14 protein-coding genes, 4 tRNA genes and 1 pseudogene are annotated in these 18,648 nt (G+C 24.0%); 3 read left to right on the forward strand and 16 right to left on the reverse strand.

What is annotated here, in order from left to right; translation table 11 throughout:
- Position 1: 1 nt before the first annotated feature.
- The 16 genes from A6P36_RS02440 to dnaA all read right to left on the reverse strand — a co-directional run bounded on the left by A6P36_RS02440 (position 2) and on the right by dnaA (position 17,457).
- Complete coding sequence (locus tag A6P36_RS02440) at positions 2-3,382, reverse strand: PD-(D/E)XK nuclease family protein (protein ID WP_066760652.1); 3,381 nt, start codon at positions 3,380-3,382, stop codon at positions 2-4.
- A 57-nt stretch (positions 3,383-3,439) separates the two neighbouring features.
- A tRNA-Ser gene (locus A6P36_RS02445) sits at positions 3,440-3,530 on the reverse strand.
- Positions 3,531-3,550: 20 nt separating this feature from the next.
- A tRNA-Ser gene (locus A6P36_RS02450) sits at positions 3,551-3,641 on the reverse strand.
- Between the two features lie 78 nt (positions 3,642-3,719).
- Positions 3,720-5,330, reverse strand: coding sequence for a hypothetical protein (locus A6P36_RS02455; RefSeq protein WP_066760653.1), 1,611 nt, complete (start codon positions 5,328-5,330; stop codon positions 3,720-3,722).
- A 32-nt stretch (positions 5,331-5,362) separates the two neighbouring features.
- On the reverse strand, positions 5,363-6,658 hold the full coding sequence (gene serS, locus A6P36_RS02460) for a serine--tRNA ligase (protein WP_066760656.1): 1,296 nt from the start codon (positions 6,656-6,658) through the stop codon (positions 5,363-5,365).
- A 20-nt stretch (positions 6,659-6,678) separates the two neighbouring features.
- Positions 6,679-6,966 (reverse strand): DUF1667 domain-containing protein, encoded by a 288-nt coding sequence (locus A6P36_RS02465; RefSeq protein WP_197487211.1) that lies wholly within the window; start codon positions 6,964-6,966, stop codon positions 6,679-6,681.
- Between the two features lie 10 nt (positions 6,967-6,976).
- Positions 6,977-8,125 carry a hypothetical protein gene (locus A6P36_RS02470; RefSeq protein ID WP_066760658.1) on the reverse strand — a complete coding sequence of 383 codons (1,149 nt, stop codon included), beginning with the start codon at positions 8,123-8,125 and terminating at the stop codon, positions 6,977-6,979.
- A 95-nt stretch (positions 8,126-8,220) separates the two neighbouring features.
- Positions 8,221-8,565 carry an HD domain-containing protein gene (locus A6P36_RS02475; protein WP_242861630.1) on the reverse strand — a complete coding sequence of 115 codons (345 nt, stop codon included), beginning with the start codon at positions 8,563-8,565 and terminating at the stop codon, positions 8,221-8,223.
- 134 nt (positions 8,566-8,699) lie between these two features.
- Positions 8,700-8,775: transfer RNA gene (locus A6P36_RS02480), tRNA-Ala, on the reverse strand.
- Position 8,776: 1 nt separating this feature from the next.
- A tRNA-Ile gene (locus A6P36_RS02485) sits at positions 8,777-8,853 on the reverse strand.
- A 73-nt stretch (positions 8,854-8,926) separates the two neighbouring features.
- The gene (gyrA, locus tag A6P36_RS02490) at positions 8,927-11,356 is read right to left on the reverse strand and encodes a DNA gyrase subunit A (protein ID WP_066760661.1); all 2,430 of its coding nucleotides are present in this window, start codon (positions 11,354-11,356) and stop codon (positions 8,927-8,929) included.
- An 11-nt stretch (positions 11,357-11,367) separates the two neighbouring features.
- Positions 11,368-13,284, reverse strand: coding sequence for a DNA topoisomerase (ATP-hydrolyzing) subunit B (gyrB, locus tag A6P36_RS02495; protein WP_066760663.1), 1,917 nt, complete (start codon positions 13,282-13,284; stop codon positions 11,368-11,370).
- A gap of 34 nt (positions 13,285-13,318) precedes the next feature.
- A complete protein-coding gene (remB, locus tag A6P36_RS02500; protein WP_066760665.1) occupies positions 13,319-13,576 on the reverse strand; it encodes an extracellular matrix regulator RemB in 258 nt (85 codons plus the stop codon).
- Between the two features lie 13 nt (positions 13,577-13,589).
- Positions 13,590-14,687 (reverse strand): DNA replication/repair protein RecF, encoded by a 1,098-nt coding sequence (gene recF, locus A6P36_RS02505; protein WP_066760668.1) that lies wholly within the window; start codon positions 14,685-14,687, stop codon positions 13,590-13,592.
- Between the two features lie 67 nt (positions 14,688-14,754).
- Positions 14,755-15,861 (reverse strand): DNA polymerase III subunit beta, encoded by a 1,107-nt coding sequence (gene dnaN, locus A6P36_RS02510; protein WP_066760669.1) that lies wholly within the window; start codon positions 15,859-15,861, stop codon positions 14,755-14,757.
- A 237-nt stretch (positions 15,862-16,098) separates the two neighbouring features.
- Complete coding sequence (gene dnaA, locus A6P36_RS02515) at positions 16,099-17,457, reverse strand: chromosomal replication initiator protein DnaA (protein WP_066760670.1); 1,359 nt, start codon at positions 17,455-17,457, stop codon at positions 16,099-16,101.
- Positions 17,458-17,881: 424 nt separating this feature from the next.
- Between dnaA and rpmH the strand changes: the two genes are divergently transcribed.
- The 3 genes and pseudogenes from rpmH (at position 17,882) to yidD (ending at position 18,627) form a co-directional block, all read left to right on the forward strand.
- A complete protein-coding gene (gene rpmH / locus A6P36_RS02520; RefSeq protein WP_066760671.1) occupies positions 17,882-18,016 on the forward strand; it encodes a 50S ribosomal protein L34 in 135 nt (44 codons plus the stop codon).
- Between the two features lie 139 nt (positions 18,017-18,155).
- Positions 18,156-18,425: pseudogene (gene rnpA, locus A6P36_RS02525) on the forward strand (ribonuclease P protein component); the annotation flags it as partial.
- Entirely contained in the window at positions 18,412-18,627 is a 216-nt protein-coding gene (yidD, locus tag A6P36_RS02530) for a membrane protein insertion efficiency factor YidD (RefSeq protein WP_066760673.1), read from the forward strand. The pseudogene rnpA and the gene yidD, both read left to right, overlap by 14 nt.
- Positions 18,628-18,648: the final 21 nt, after the last annotated feature.

An 18,648-nucleotide genomic window follows, 5' to 3' on the forward strand; every position in this document is an offset into this window, starting at 1 on the left:
ATTAAGTTCTCCTCTTTATTAAATCAAAAAATCCTATTTTATCTAAATCACTTAACACTTCAAAAGAATTTATATTTTTTGAAAATTTGCATACTCCTAAATAATCACAATTGGTACACTTTTTAGAAGAGTAAGTTTCAAGAATAGGATAAACATAAAAATCTCCACTAAAAATTTTCTTAAGTTTAGCCTTTATAGAATTATTTACAAACTCTAAAAGGTCACTAAATTCATCATCATTTAAAATTCTATCTGAAGAAGCATTTTTATAAAATTCACCATTTTTATTAACCTTTAAAGGTAAAATATTTGAAGTATTATCAAATAAATTCTTATCAATTAACATTAATTTGTTTATATCATTTGTAAAAATTCCCTCATATTTATAATTTTTTTGAATTTCACTATGTAAATCTAAATTATATTTATTTTTAATATTTGGACTATGTAACGTAAAATAAAATATACCACAAGGGATAATACTTTCTTCATAAATATTTTTATAAATTTCCAAAATATATTTCATATAGGCAATTGTTTGTATATTTAAATTTTGATATATTTTTCCATAATCAAAACTTCTTACACTTGATTTATAATCAACTATATTTACAAAAGTTTCTCCATTATGGGTGCAAAAATCAACCCTATCAATTTTTCCTACAAACTCAACTTTTTTCCCTTCAAAAACCTCTATTTGAATTTTTGATTTTTTGTTTCCAATTTCAAATTCATAAAACTTATGAAAAAATTCTGAATTAAGAAGATGTCTCGCAGTAAAAAATATTGAATCATTTATTATCTTTTTTATTTTGACTCCAAATACTTTAAATTTAAAACTGGTATTTAAAATATAGTTTTCATTTTCATCACAAAAAATATTTTTTTCAAAATAAGAATCTACAAATTTTTTTATTTCCTCTCTAGATGCATTTTTAAAATCATACAATTTATTTATATCTTTACATATATTTTCCATTAAAAAATGCATAAAATTACCACAATCAAGAGGATCAAAAGAATATATTTTCCTTCTTTTAACTCTTATTATGTAATCTATAAAATATTTAAAAGAACATTTAGCGTATGTCTCTATACTAGAAATTGAAAATTTTGAATTATAATATAAATGGTCTATTAACTTGGTGTTTAACTTCTCACAAGAATTCATAAAATTTAGATTATCAAAAAAAACATCCATATTTTTACTATATTTGTCATGATTTTTATAAAAATTATATAAACTAATTAAAACTTCATTACTTTTATTATTATTAAAATCTTCTCTAAGCTTCACCACTAAATTATTTAATGTAGCTTTTTTAGATGATATATCTTCTAATGAAAATTCCTTTGAGATAATATTAGAATTTTTTTCAATTAAATGAGGGAAAATATATTTTATTTTAGAAATCATTATGGAAGGAGATAAAGACATACTATTCATATCAGAAATTGGATAACTTAAATACAAAAATTCTCTAGATATATTAATAATAGAGTACATCAAATACCTTTCCGATAAATTTTTATCTACATTAGTTCCTGATAATTCTATTCCCTTATTTCTCAAATATTTTTTATCCATATCACTTAAAAGATCTTCTTTTTTATAACTTTTAGGAAAGTTTGATGATATACATCCTATAACAAACAAAGCTTTATAATCACCAATCATTAACCTTGAAACATCCCCAATCATAACTTCATCTACTCTCATAGGAACGTGAGATATTTCAATTTTTGAGATTGAATCCATTAAAATTTCTCCAAACTCAGAAAAACTCATTACCTCATCTTTAAAAACATTATTTATTTCATCAAATACATTAAAAATATCATTAATAGTTTGGTTAAGCTCATCTGCATAAATAAAATTCTTCTCTTCATTAAATTTTTTACACATATCATATAAATTTTGTACAATAGAGTTGTTTTCAAGAAAATTATAAAATTCAATTATAAAATAATTTACATTATTTTTATCTTTGACTTTATTAAATAATTTTAATAATGGAGAAACAATTCTATCTCTAATTGAATTTATATAATCTAATTCCTCATCAAAATCATTTTCTAACTTTTTCATGGAATATTTTATCTTTGTATTTTTCTTAAACTCTTCTTTCCATTTATATCCTGTTATACCATTTTCTAAAGCAAAATTTTCAATTAGAAAAATTTCATCAAAAGTCAAATTAATAAGACCACTTTTTATATATTTAAATAAAGAAACATAGGAAAAATTATAATTAAATATTTCAAATATGGAGGTTAAAAAAATTACAAAAATATTAGATTTTATATCATTTTTTTTATCTATAAAATATGGGATATTAAATTCATCAAAAGAAACTCTTATAAAATTCTCATATGAATCAATATCCCTACATAAAACACCAATATCTTTATACCTATATCCTCTTTGTCTAACAACCCTTCTAATATTTTTACAAAGTTCTTCCACCTCATAAAAATTATTTAAACATTTATTAATGAAAATATTTTTAGGCTCATCTTTATATGTTAAACATTTATAATCCAAATAATTTTCATCTAAATATTTAAGTTCCTTATCTTTATTTACATTCTCTAAAAAAATCTCTTCTATATCGTAACATTTTTTATCAAACAATATTTTTAATATTTTATCTTTTATAGTTTTTATATGAGAATAAATCAAACTATCTTGATTTTTATCTAAAGTTAAGGACAAATTTATTTCTCTTGTTCTTTCAATAATTATTTTTAAAAATTCATATTGGTAATAAGTTAAAATTTCAAATCCATCTATGTAAAATTTATATCCTGAAAATATATTTTTATCGTTTTTTATAATAGAATTAACAATAATCATTTCATCTAAAGGATCTAAGTATTTTTCATTTAAATATTTTTCATATATATTATTTATAAACTTAAAATCATGTAATTTTTTATACAACTCATTATTTTCTTCTAATTCATGTAAAACTTCATTAATCATTGAATCTTTAAAATTAAAATTCTTAAAATCTATTAACATCGATAATATATCATCAGAAAAATCAAATCTATTATTAACATTAAAATATTTTAAATTCTTATTATTATTTCTTAAAATATAATTAATCAATAAATTTTTTCCAATGTCTGAAATTCTTTTAGTTTTAAAGCCTTTATATACATTAAGCAGTCTTGAAGTTAATTTTTTAAAATCCATAACTTCAACTCGTGAAAATATTTCTTCTCCAAAATAATCAATCAATCTATTTTCAATCATAAACGTATTATGACTAGGAACAAAAATTATAATATTATTTTCAAATGACTTAGAAATATCTTCGAAAATATATTTTGTTTTTCCATAACCTTTTTTAGAATGAATAAATTTAAATTTCAACCTTATAATCTCCTTAAAATTATAAAAAAAATACCTAGTTAAAACTAGGTATTAAACTGGCGGAGAAAGAGGGATTTGAACCCTCGCACCGGTTTCCCGGTCTACGCCCTTAGCAGGGGCGCCTCTTCAGCCACTTGAGTATTTCTCCAAAAATATACTTATATAAAATGGCGGAGAGAGTGGGATTCGAACCCACGGTACGCTATCAACGCACGCCGGTTTTCAAGACCGGTGCCTTAAACCACTCGACCATCTCTCCATAATTACAGAACTATTATATCAGTAGTATGCTTAAATGTCAACATTTTTATTCTACTAAATATAATAGTTTTTAAATTTAATTAATTATAGATTTCACTTTAAGTATATAACTTTGATCAAAATAATTTTCACTATATTTTTCTCTATAATGTCTCTGTTTTTCTATAGGTATTAAAGTAAAATTAAGCTGTTCAATCATAATATTTTTCATTTTATCTTGTAAATTTAAATTTGTATCTTTTATAATTTGTTCAACTTTTTTAATGTAAATTTCTCTAAAATAATCACTAAAAATATTATCTAAAACCTCTTTATTAAGTGCAAACTCTTTAAGGGAATCAATATCTTTTATTTCATCATACAAAAAACCATAATATCCTGGAGCATACTTTATTCTTTCATTACTTTCCTCTAAAACTTCAATCTCTCCATATTTTTCCCTCATTTTTTCTAACTGCAACTCATCTACAACAACAAATGCATTTTGAATTTCAACAATCATATCATTTTTCTTCTCATAATCAATATCTGAATCATTAATTATTATATTTACAAAATTTTCGTAAACATTTTTATATCTCTCAGGAATGTTATATAAAAGATCATCTTCATAAAAAGCCAAAGAATATAAATTAGCTGGATAATTAAACAAATCAAATAAAAATTCATGATTTATTCTAAAAGTTTTTCTATTATCATTAATAATATTTAAATTTTTAATTCTCTCTATCCTTAAAGCAAAATCTTCCCTTGAAGTTGGTTTATACTTAGAATATAAAATTTGTTTTAAAAGTATAACCTTATCTTTTAATGAATACTTTTCATTATTTATAATATTAAATACATCCTTAACATAACTTTTATATAAATCTTGAGAAATTTCCTGAAGTATAAAATCATGAAATGCAAAATCAATTAAATCTTCATTACTCTCTATCTTATTATACAAATATCCATAATCATCGCCTTTATATATGTAATAAGATACATTTTTCTCAATATTTTCATTTTGCTTAAATTCATTAGCATAATAAATATTATCTCCAAATTTAATAACAAAATCATTATTCTTAGTTCTATAAATCCTAATTTTTATATAAATATCCTCATATATCTTATTAGGTATTCTTATTTCATAAGCAAATTCAGACAAATCATGTTTTACCCCATCATAAATTCTATCTTCTGAATTATTTCCCAAAACTATATCTCTAATAATTTTGCTTTCATTTTCAGATAATGTAAAACTTTTAGGTTCAACATTTTCATCACTGGATATTTCCTTATAATACTCATTAAAATTAAAAGTACTTAAAAATTCCTTATAATAAGCTTCCTCTACATATATTCCTCCATATATGTAAATTTCTTCCTCATTTTGATAATATTGAAACGGATCTATATAAATTACTTTATCTTTATCTACATTATAAATTTTTATATTATCTTTAAAATAATTATTTTCATTTAAAAAAGCACTATTTTCATAATTACTGGTATTTAAATTTATAAAACTAAAATCCTCATTATAAAGTTTAGTATATTTTAAATTTTCTATATTAATTATTCCTTTATTATAAAAATATACATCCTTTCTTAAATCATCTAAGTTCCATAAAACTGATAATATAATAAACACAATAACTGTTACTATAATTATCAAAATATTTATAGTACTTTTTTTCATTACATAAAAATCCTCCTTAATAATATAAATAATTATTTTTTAGATTGTACCTTACTTAACCCTCCAAAATACTTTCTTAAAACCTCTGGTATTATAACACTACCATCTGGTTGTTGAAAATTCTCAAGTATAGCAGCAAAAGTTCTACCAACCGCAAGTCCAGATCCGTTTAACGTATGTACAAACTTAGGTTTATCATTAATTTCCTCTTTATATCTTATATTACAACGCCTACTTTGAAAATCTTCAAAATTACTACAACTTGAAATCTCAACATATCTTTTATAACTAGGCATCCAAACTTCTATATCATACTTAAATGCTTGAGAAAATCCTAAATCTCCCTTACAAACTTTTACAACTCTATATGGAATACCCAATTCAATAAGTAACCCCTCTGCATCATTAACAAGTTTTTCTAATTCACTATAAGAATATTCCTCTTTACAAAATTTAACAAGTTCAACCTTATTAAACTGATGTTGTCTTATAAGACCTCTAGTATCTCGTCCAGCAGATCCCGCCTCAGATCTAAAACATGCACTATAAGCAACAAATTTACAAACAGGATTTTCAATACTTAAATTTATAATTTCACCTCTATAAAAATTAGTTATAGGAATTTCAGCAGTTGGTATTAAAAAATAATTACTATCCTTAATTGAAAATGCATCATTTTCAAACTTTGGCAACTGTCCAGTTCCTGTAAAACTATCTCTATTGGCTAAAAAAGGAGGAAAAATCTCAGTATATCCATTTTCTGTTGTATGTTTATCTAAAAAATAATTTATCAAAACTCTCTCAAGTTTGGCTCCCATACCTTTATAAAATACAAATCTAGATCCCGTAACCTTAGAGCTTCTCTCAAAATCTAAAATATCCAAATCTTTTGCTATATCCCAATGAGGTTTAATTTCAAAATCAAATTCTGTAGGAGTACCCCACTTTCTAACTTCCACATTCGAACTTTCATCTTCACCTTCTGGAACATTATCATTTGGTATATTAGGTATTCTTAACATAATATATTCTATCTTTTCATTTAAACAATTAATTTCATTATCAATTTTTTTAATCTTTTCTCCAACTTCTCTCATATCATTAAATAAATGTTCTACATTTTCACCTTTTTTCTTTAATAGAGGTATGAGTGAAGATGTTTCATTTCTTTTCTTTTTTAACTCTTCTACATCTAAAATATAACTTTTCTTCTTATTATAAAGCTCTACTACCTCATCTATCATATTTATGGAAAACTTTTCACCTCTATTAGTCAATTTTTTTTTGACTAACTCTTTATTAAAAGCAATAAATTTTAAATCTAGCATAAAAATCTCCTCCTTAAAATTTAATTTTTGTTGAAATTATATGCATTTATAAAAATTATATCTGCCCCAGAATTAATAATGTTTTTACAAACTATCTCTCCAAATTTAATATTATCACTAACAAAAATTCTTCTTATTGCCTTAGAACATTCAAGTAACTTATGAGAATTTATTTTTATATTTGTTTTAACAGGAATAACTTTTCTAAAACTATCTCCCTTAAACTTAACAACCGAAATAAAATATTCGTTATCAATACAAAAATACATTTTATAATTAGAATATAATTCAAAATATTTATTATACAATAATTTTTCCTCAAATCTCATTAAAATTCTTAATTCTTAAAACATTCTCATCTAAAATTTGATATATGGATCTTCCTGTATACTCAACTAATATATTACACATTTTATCATAACAATCAACACAATTATTAAACCTACATTCAATCCTACACAGCAATTGCTCTAAAGTATTTATACTGCTTTTCTCTAGAATTTTCATAATATCACCTTTTGATAACAAATTACAATAACATACAATATCATTAAAAAATTTCTTATCAATGCTTCTTTCCAAAGAACACTCCTTATAATCTTTGTAAGAATCTCTTTTTCTTAAAGAAAGCTGATTTTTTAACTCTTTACAAATTTCCTGAACAGAATAAAAAATACCATTAAATCCTAAATAATTTTTATTTAACGCCAATTCATTAAAATTAAACTTATCAAATAAAGAAAACTTCAAATATTCAACTTGTTTTATTATTATAAAATTAAAATCAATATCTGAAATAAATTCTTTAATTGCTTCCATATGATTAATATTTAAATTTATATCATGTATAATATCGACCTTAATATTTCCTATAAAATTTTTATAAAATAATATATCATAGCCGTCTTTTTTTAAATAAATAAATTTATCAAAATACTTATTAAACTCTAAATTTACATTATAAGTGGTTAAAACATACTTATAATTTCCAAAATTTCTAGTATCTATACATATTTTCCCTCTTAAGTCTTTCTCTTTTCCATTTACACAAAACTCATTTTTTATTTTTACAACATCTTTAAATCCTTCATCAAAAACAAAATTTACAGAGTTTTTAATTAAAAAATTATATAGTACGTCTTTAATATTAGCTAAATTTAAAATAATTGAATCACGTAAAATAAAATTTTTATCTTTAGTAATAAATTCAATATCATTTAATTCGTTTTTCAAATTAAATTCATTGCATATTTTTTTTACAAACTCATAGCAACTATTATCTTTTAATTTCTCATAATTAAAATATGAGACCCCATTATAAACTATAATAGAGTCTTTATCTAAATAATTTTTACTATAACCTATATATTTATCTGCAATAACAAACTTCACATCATACTTAATCATCTCATAAGCCAATAACAAACTAAATTCATTAAATCCAAATATAATTAAATCAAAATTCATTGCATACCTCTTAATACTCTTAAGCTTTATAAATATTTTTCAAACTACAAAATCTACAACTAACATATATTCCAAATAAATTATAACTTTGTAAATCAAGAAATATTATCACAATACTTCAAAAGTCTTATATATTTACTATCTACTATATTTCTACTAGAATGATGATACTTTATAGAATTTAATATATCTAAAGAATAATTTAAGGTTTTCAAAATTTCAAAACTATATCTTGAATGATTAAAATATTTACAAACCTTCTCTCTATCCAAAAAAAAGAAAATTTTTCTAAACCTTTTCTTATATGAAATAAATACAATAAATGGTTTTAAAAATAAATTTATACCCGAATAACTTTTTCCAATATCATGCAATAAACACATCTTAACTACCAAATTAATTTCTTCATCATATATTTCAAAATCTTTACAAACATTCAAACACTTTTTTGCAACTCTAATAGAATGTTGTTTTTCAGTTTTTATTTACAAATCTATTATTCTTACTATACCCTTAATACTAAGATAAAATACAAATAAAAAAGTACGTAGAAAACCACGTACTTCTAAAAATATGGTGGAGATAAAGGGACTCGAACCCTTGACCCCCTGCGTGCAAGGCAGGTGCTCTCCCAACTGAGCTATACCCCCATGGTGGATCTTCAGGGACTCGAACCCCGGACCAACCGGTTATGAGCCGGTTGCTCTAACCAACTGAGCTAAAGATCCTAAACACATAACAACTTACATACTAATTATATATTTAAATATATAAGTTGTCAATACATTTTAATTTATTTTTTTAATCTTTTATTTTTCCTACAGCAATTACTTTTTCACTAACATTTGTTTTCATTAATTTAACTCCAAGAGAACTTCTTCCAATTCTTGATATATCCTCGGTTTTAATTCTAATTCCAACACCATTTGAATTAACAAGCATTATATCATTATTTTGATTTACAACACTTGCACAAGAAACTTTTCCTGTTTTTTCAGTTACTTTATATGTTTTTATTCCTTTTCCACCTCTATTTTGAATAGGGTACTGTTTTAAATCTGTTCTCTTTCCATATCCATTTTCACTTACAATCATAAGATCCTCACCTTGTGTTGCAATATCTAATGCTATTAAAGAATCTCCACTTCTTAAAGTTATGGCTTTAACTCCACTTGCACTTCTTCCCATAGCTCTAATGTTTTTCTCATTAAATATTATTGCATATCCATCACTTGTAATCATTACAATATTAGCATCCCCTCTGGTTTGCTTAACATTTAACAACTCATCTTTATCTCGTATTCCAATAGCAATAAGTCCGCTCTTTCTTATTTTACTAAATTCAGAAATAGCTGTCTTTTTAATAAGTCCAAATTTAGTTGCCATTAAAATATATCCTTCTTCATTTAAATTCTCAAGACATAATACAGCTTGAACTTTCTCATCACTATTTATTTGAATTAAATTAACTATATTTATTCCTCTTGCAACTCTAGATGCATCAGGGATTTCATAAGCTTTTATACTATAAACACGCCCTAAATTTGTAAAGAATAATAAATTATGATGAGTTGTTGTATGAAAAATCTTTTTAATAAAATCATTTTCCTTAACTGACATGGCTTGCATACCTCTTCCGCCTCTTCTTTGGCTTGAATAAGTATTAGATGCCATTCTCTTTATGTACCCATCATGAGTTAACGTAATTACAATATCTTCTTTTTGTATAAGATCATCTTTATTAACATCTCCCTCAGATGTTAATAAATCTATTTGAGTTCTTCTCTCATCCCCATATTTTTCTTTAATTTCTATTAACTCTTCTTTAATCAAGTTTAACAATACATGTTCATCATTTAATATTTCTTGAAGTTTATTAATAAGCTCAATTTTTTCTCTAAGTTCCTCATCTATTTTATCTCTTTCAAGAGCAGTAAGTCTTCTAAGCCTCATCTCTAAAATAGAATTAGCTTGAATTTCGCTAAAATTAAACTTTTCTATTAAAGTATCTCTTGCAATTTCTATTGTTTTTGATGACTTTATAATTTTAATTATTTCATCAATATTGTCTAATGCAATTTTATATCCTTCTAAAATATGTTTTCTTTGTTCAGCTTTATTTAAATCATATTTCGTCCTTCTAGTTACAACATCTTTTTGATGAAGTAAATAATAATTTAAACTCTCCTTTAAATTTAGAACTTTAGGCTCATTATCAACAAGAGCAAGCATTATAACTCCAAAACTATCTTGAAGTTTGGTTAACTTATATAATTGATTTAATAAAACATTTGGATTAGCATCTTTCTTAAGTTCAATTACTATTCTAATACCTTCTCTATCAGATTCATCTCTTAAATCACTTATCCCAACTATTTTTTTATCTCTTATAAGTTCTGCAATATGCTCTATTAATCTCGACTTGTTAACTTGATAAGGAAGCTCTGTTACAATAATGTTGTTTTTATTGTTTATCTCCTCAATTAAAACCTTAGATCTAACAACAATTTTTCCTCTCCCTTTTTCATAAGCTTCTCTTATACCAATATTTCCAAGTATAACTCCTCCAAGTGGAAAATCAGGACCTTTAATGTAATTCATTAAATCATTTGTTGTTGTATTTTCAAAACCATTTTCAATTATGTGAACTACTCCATCTATAACCTCACCTAAATTATGAGGGGGAATATTAGTTGCCATACCAACTGCAATTCCTGATGATCCGTTTACTAAAAGGTTTGGAAATCTACTTGGAAGTACAACAGGTTCTTTTTCAGATCCATCATAGTTATCCATAAAATCTACTGTTTCTTTATTTATATCTCTAATCATTTCAACAGTAATTTTATTCATTTTAGCTTCTGTATAACGCATTGCAGCTGCTGAATCACCATCAATTGATCCAAAGTTCCCATGTCCATTTACAAGAGGACTTCTCATTGAAAAATCTTGTGCCATACGAACAAGAGCATCATAAACAGAAACATCCCCATGAGGGTGAAAATTTGCTAAAACATCCCCAACAATTTTAGCACTTTTTCTATATGGCTTATCAGGATATAAAGACAAACTATGCATTGAATATAAAATTCTTCTATGTACAGGTTTTAATCCATCTCTAATGTCAGGTAGTGCTCTTCCAACAATTACACTCATGGAATATTCCATATAACATTTTTTCATTTCACTACTTATATCAACCGGTAATATTCTTCCCTGATTATTTTCCATATTTCCTCCTTTTAGATGTCTAAGTTCATAACACTTCTAGCGTTATTCTGTATGAAATCTCTTCTAGGTTCTACCTTATCTCCCATCAAAATTGAGAAAATTTCATCAGCATAACTTGCATGCTCTATAGTTACTTTCATTAACGTTCTAGTTTCTGGGTTCATTGTTGTTTCCCAAAGTTGACTAGGATTCATTTCTCCAAGCCCTTTATATCTTTGAACTATTACATTATCTTTTCCAATTTCTTCAAGTTTTTTGTTAAGCTCTTCTTCAACATAACAATAATACTCATTTTTTCCTTTAGTAATTTTATATAATGGTGGTCTTGCAATATAAACATACCCTTCCTCTATTACTTTTGGAATATATCTATATAAAAACGTAAGAAGAAGCGTCCTTATGTGAGATCCATCTACATCAGCATCAGTCATAATTATAATTCTATGATATCTAATTTTTTCAATATCAAAATCTTCTCCAATCCCACATCCAAAAGCAGTAATCATACATTTTATAGAATCTGAACCTAATATTTTATACATTCGTTGTTTTTCAACATTCATTATTTTACCTCTTAAAGGTAAAATAGCCTGAAACTTTCTATCTCTTCCCTGTTTTGCAGATCCTCCAGCCGAATCACCTTCTACTATATAAATTTCGCATTCTTGTGGATTTTTAGATGAACAATCAGCAAGTTTTCCTGGAAGTGATGTTCTATCTAAAACTGATTTTCTTGTTGTTTCTCTGGCTTTTCTAGCAGCTTCTCGAGCCTTAGCCGCAAGAATTGCCTTATCACATATTATTTTTCCTATATTAGGATTTTCATTTAAAAACTCTGAAAAATCATTAAAAAATAAATTATCTACAATTCCTCTAACTTCACTATTTCCTAACTTTGTTTTAGTTTGTCCTTCAAATTGAGGATTTGGTATTTTAACTGATAAAATACATACAATACCTTCTCTTATATCTTCTCCAGTTAAATTTTTTATTTCATCCTTACCATCTTTTATGTAATTAAACTTTTTTGCATAATCATTAACACACCTAGTTAAAGCTGTTTTAAAACCTACTAAATGTGTGCCACCTTCTTGAGTAAAAATATTATTTACATAAGTTAAAATATTTTCATTATAAGCATCTGTATACTGTATAGCTATTTGTACATCTATATCATTTTTATTTGATTCAAAATATACAACTTGATCAAATAAACTTTGTTTGCCTTTATTTATGTGAGTTATAAACTCTTTTACACCACCTTTATAATAAAACTCTTCTGTTTTATCATTTCTAAGATCTTCAAGAGTAATCTTTATTCCAGCATTTAAAAAAGCTAATTCTCTAAATCTTTGACCTAAAATTTCAAAATCAAATTCTAATGTATCTTTAAAAATTTCTTCATCAGGTAAAAAATATGTTTCAGTTCCAGTTTCTTCACTAGTTCCAATTTTTTCAACCGCGTTAATAGGTTTACCTTTTTCATATTCTTGAAAATAAATATATCCATCCCTTTTTACTTTCACAGAACACTTTTTTGATAACGCATTTACAACTGAAGCACCAACTCCATGAAGTCCTCCTGAAATTTTATATCCTCCACCATTAAATTTTCCTCCAGCATGAAGCACTGTCATTATAACTTCAAGGGTCGATTTCTTTAATTTAGGGTGCTCCCCAACAGGTATACCTCTACCATTATCTACTACTTTTATAGAATTATCTTGATTTATAGTCACACTAATTTCTGTACAAAATCCAGCTAAAGCCTCATCTATACTATTATCTATAATTTCATAAACTAAATGATGGAGTCCTTTTTTAGATATATTTCCAATATACATTCCAGGTCTTTTTCTAACTGCTTCAAGTCCTTCTAATACCTCTATTTGACTTTCATCATATTGACCATAATTGTTTTCTTTCAACTAAATTCCTCCAAACATATTATATATTTGAATTTTATTTTTTTTCATCACAAATTCTTTTAATAAGTGTAGTAGGTGAAATAGAAGATAAAAATATTTTACTGTTTTTATCAATCTCTGTTAATATAACAGACTTTCCCATATTCTCACACAAATCAAAAACAAAACCATCTTCATCTGAAATTTTTAAAAATTCATTACTATCTGCACAACAAAAAGTAGTATTAAAAGAAAATATTCCTATTATATCTTTAACTCTAACACTAGTTTCAGCTCCCAATTGTAAATACATATTTAAAATCTCCTTACAAAACTTTACCATTGTAAATATTAAAAACTTTATGAGAGTCAACTATACTCTCATATAAATCCGTTCCTGTTATAAATGTTTGAGCATTTTTTATAAAATTTAATATAAAATTCCTTCTATTTTTATCAAGTTCTGATAATATATCATCAAGTAATAAAACAGGATATTCTTGAGTCAAACTTTTAATTATTTCTATTATTCCAAGTTTTATAGAAATAACCGCACTCCTTTGTTGTCCTTGTGATGAGTAATTAGAAATCTGTTTATTGTTCATCCAAATTATAAAATCATCTTTATGTACACCTATTGTCGAAAATTTTTTAAATTTATCTATTTTCCTATTTTCCTTAAGTATATCAAAAATATTATTCTTTATATCAATGTTATCATTTAAATTTTCAAAATCCAAATTCAAAAAATTTTTATATGTAATATTTAATTTTTCATAGTAATTTGAAATATCATTATGTAATTTAACACAAAAATATTTTAACTTATTTAAATACATAAACCTCTTATTTATTATAACATCACTATAAAAAGCAATTTGTTCATCATATACATCTAAAAGCATATCATCTATTTTTTGTTGCTTTAATAAATTGTTTTTCATATTTAAAATTTTATTATAATTAATTATTGAATTTAAATATTTTTTATCTATTTGAGATATATTCATATCTAAAAATCTACGTCTTATAGAAGGTGATTCTTTAACTATTTTTAAATCTTCTGGAGAAAACATTACAACTTTTATACATCCAATAAAATCCGAAATTTTTTGAATTTTCAATTCGTTAATAGATATATTTTTCTTCCCATTGTTGTTTAAAATAATATCTGTATTTATTATCCTACCTTTATCAGTCTTACATTTTATATTAACATTAAATTTTTCCTCACCAAATTTTATCAAATCTACTATTTTATTACTTCTATGAGATTTTAAAATAGATGAAAAAAATATACCTTCTAATATATTTGTTTTGCCGTATCCATTTCCTCCAAGAAAAATATTTAATCTTTCATGAAATTCAATATCCAGTTCTTTATAATTTCTAAAATTTTTAAAATATAACTTTTGTAAATACATTTTTTCTCCAACAAAATATTAAGATCATTTACAAACATTATAAATGATCCTAATTACTACTTAAATATTAAATAACAAATCTAACAGGTAACACCATATATTTAGAATTTTCATTTTTATTACTCTTAATAATACATGGTGTTATATTATTATTAAACTCAATTTTTATTTCCTCATCTTCAATAGCTTTTACTGCATCCATTAAATACCTAGAATTAAAAGCTATATCTAAGTCAATACCTTCTTTTTTAATATAAATTTCTTCCTTTAATTGTCCAAATTGTGAATTAGATTTAAGTATAATTTTATCATCTTTAATTTCTAACTTAACTAAATTGGTATTTTTATCTTTTGTTAAAAGAGTAGATCTTTCAAGTCCATTTATAAATTCATACTTAGATAAAACCACAGAAAGTTTATTTTCTTTGGGTATTATAGTTTCATATTTTATAAAATCTCCTTGAAGTAATCTCAAAACGATTTTATCTTCATTAATTTTCAACATTACAAAATTATTTGTAATGTATATATCTATTAACTCATCATTTTCTTTTAAAATTTTATTTATTTCATTTAAGGTTTTTGCTGGAACAACAATGTTCACATTACAATTATTATCTATAATTTCACTTTTTAAAGCAAGTCTAAAACCATCTAAAGCAACAAAAGTTAAAATGTTATTTTTAATATTAACAAGCACACCTGTTATCACTCCCTTTGATTCATCAAAAGAAGCTGAAAAAGTTGTACTTTTTATCATATTTTTAAAAACATTTTGTTTTAAAGAAATTTTATTATTTGAATCAACTTTTGGAATTTTAGGATATTCCTCTGAATTTAAATTAATTAAACTAAATTCTGTATTTCCACTAGAAATAATTATATTATTTTCATCTTCTTTATCATTTTTTATTTCAATTTTTTCTTCAGGAAGTCTTTTTATTATTTCTCCAAATAATCTTGAATCTAATAATAATTTTCCTTTTTCTAAAACTTGAGCAGAAACTTTTGTTTCTATAGATAAATCAGTATCTATACCCATCATTGTTAAAATATTATCATCAATTTGTATAAATATACAACTAAATATTGGTGAATTAGATTTATTAGTAATAGCTCTTTGAACAATATTTATTTTTTCAACTAATTCATTTTTATTACAATAGAATTTCATAATAAACACTTCCTTATAAATATAAAAAAAATTTTTTAAAAGTATAATAATATTAGTAATAGGTGTTGTTAATATTGTTGAAATTTATGTAATGCAGTAATAATAAAAATTTTAATAAAAAAACATTGTTGATAATTTTTATAAAAACAACAATGTTTTTATGGAAAATAATATATAAAAGTACACAAAAAGATTTTTAAACAAAAAAAATAATAGTTATTAACAAAAAAATAAAAACTATCTATTATTTAATATTTTATTTGATAATTCATTGATTGTATTATTAAAATCTTGATCAGATTCTATTTTGTTTAATATTTTTTCATAAGCGTGTATAACTGTTGTGTGATCACGACCTCCAAAGTTTTCTCCAATTTTAGGGAGAGATGAGTCCGTAAGTTTTCTACATAAATACATAGCTATTTGACGTGGAAATGCAATATTTTGAGTTCTTCTTTGGGATTTTAACATCTCTATATTTAAATCAAAGTAATTTGCAATAGTTTCTTGTATATATTCTATTGTTATTGTTTTTGAATTTTTAGTATTTATTAAATCTTTTAATGCTTCTTTTGCTAAATCTAAAGATACATTACTATTGGTTAAATTTGTATAAGCAACAACTCTTAACAAGGCACCTTCTAATTCACGTATATTAGATTTTATCTTCGTTGCTATATATATTAAAACTTCATTAGGTATATTTAATTTATCAACATCTGCTTTTTTTCTAAGTATTGCTATTCTTGTTTCGTAATCAGGTGGCTGAATGTCTGCAATAAGTCCCCATTCAAACCGTGAACATAAACGTTCCTCAAGAGTTTTAATTTCTTTAGGTGGCCTATCACTTGATAAAATTATTTGTTTGTTTGATTCATGGAGAGCATTAAATGTGTGGAAAAATTCTTCTTGAGTTCTTTCCTTTCCAGCTATGAATTGAACATCATCTATTAGAAGAACATCAACATTTCTATATTTATTTCTAAACTCTATGTTTTTGTCGTCCTTTATTGCACTTATTAATTCATTTATAAATTTTTCAGAAGTTATATATACAACCTTTAAATTTTTATTATTTTCATTAATTAAATGTCCTATGGCATGCATTAAATGCGTTTTACCAAGACCAACACCGCCGTATATAAAAAGTGGATTATATGCTTTTGAAGGAGATTCTGCAACAGCTAAAGAAGCTGCGTGAGCAAACCGATTACTGTTTCCAACAACAAAAGTTTCAAAGGTATATTTATTATTTAAATTTGTACTAAAATTATTTGAGATTTCTTTATTTGAAGATGAAACAGTCAAATTTTTAGTGTTAGAGGGTGTGTGATCTTTTTTGAAATCTTCTTTTAACATAACTTTTATTTTATAGTTTTGATTTGTTAAAGAGTAAGTAATGTTATTTAAAGTATCTATGTATCTTAAATTTATTGTTTCAAGTATTAAGGAGTTATTACAACCAATAATAATTTTTGAATCTGACATAGATAATATTTCAGTATCAGAAAACCAAGTATTAAAACTTATATCAGATAGTGTTTTTTTCAATTCAGATAAAATATCAATCCATAAATCTTTATAGTTAGGTTCCACGATAATTACCTCCAAAGAAATACAAATTTTAAAATAAACAAATTAACATTAATTTATAAACAGACATTTAACGCTTAATATGTAAAAAATAATCTATGTTTAAAAATAAGAAAAAGTAGTACTTATTAACAATAATATTTTTTATAAAAAATAAGCAAAATACTTATAAAATAGGATTTACAGATATCTATCAACAGAGATATAAACATAAAAATATATGTAGATATTTTTGTTTATAAGTTTAAAAGTTATCAACAGTTTAAAAACATAATATCATAAGAAAAGTTAAATATCCAATAAATTTTATAAAATTAAAAATGTGATAAAAAATAGTGAATTTTTTGTATATTGACATATGAAATTTAAGAATATATAATTGATTTAAAATATAAATTAGAAAATTAAATTATAATGGGGTGATTACATGTTTATGACATATCAACCAAAAAAGAGACAAAGGAAAAAGGAGCATGGATTTAGAAAGAGAATGAGAACTGCTTCAGGAAGAGCTGTCATAAAAAGAAGAAGATTAAAAGGAAGAAAAAGACTAACTTATTAATTAAAGAGGCACTTTATTTTGTATGTAAATGTGCCTCTTTAAACTTGTAAAGGAGTTATTTCAAAAATTAATTGTGTTATGAAGGTATGTAAAATACACAAAAATTATGATTTTAGAATTGTTTATAATAGAGGAAANNTTTGTTATTTATGTGTACAAAAACAAAAAAAATATTGACTTTAATAGATTAGGAATTAGTGTAAGTAAAAAAGTTGGAAAAAGTGTTGTGAGAAATAAAGTAAGAAGACGTGTTTATGAAGTATATAGGCTTAATTTGTGTAAATTAAAAAGTGGGTATGATATAGTTTTTGTAGCTAGAAGTAATTCTAGGGATAAGTCATATGCAGATATAGAAAATAGTGTAGTTAAATTATTAAGAAAGAGTTCTTTATATTATGAAGAAAAATAGTATTCCAATAAAGTTAATAAAATTTTATCAGAGATATATATCACCACGTTCTTTACCTAGGTGTAAATTTTATCCAACATGTTCTAATTATGCTAGACAAGCTTATGAAAAATATACATTTTTAAAAGCTACAATTTTAGTAATAATAAGAATATTAAAGTGCAATCCTTTTTCAAAGGGAGGATATGATCCTTTGAAATAAAAATGTACTTTTTATGTTTTT

Source organism: Candidatus Arthromitus sp. SFB-turkey (assembly GCF_001655775.1).
Lineage (GTDB): Bacteria > Bacillota > Clostridia > Clostridiales > Clostridiaceae > Dwaynesavagella > Dwaynesavagella gallinarum.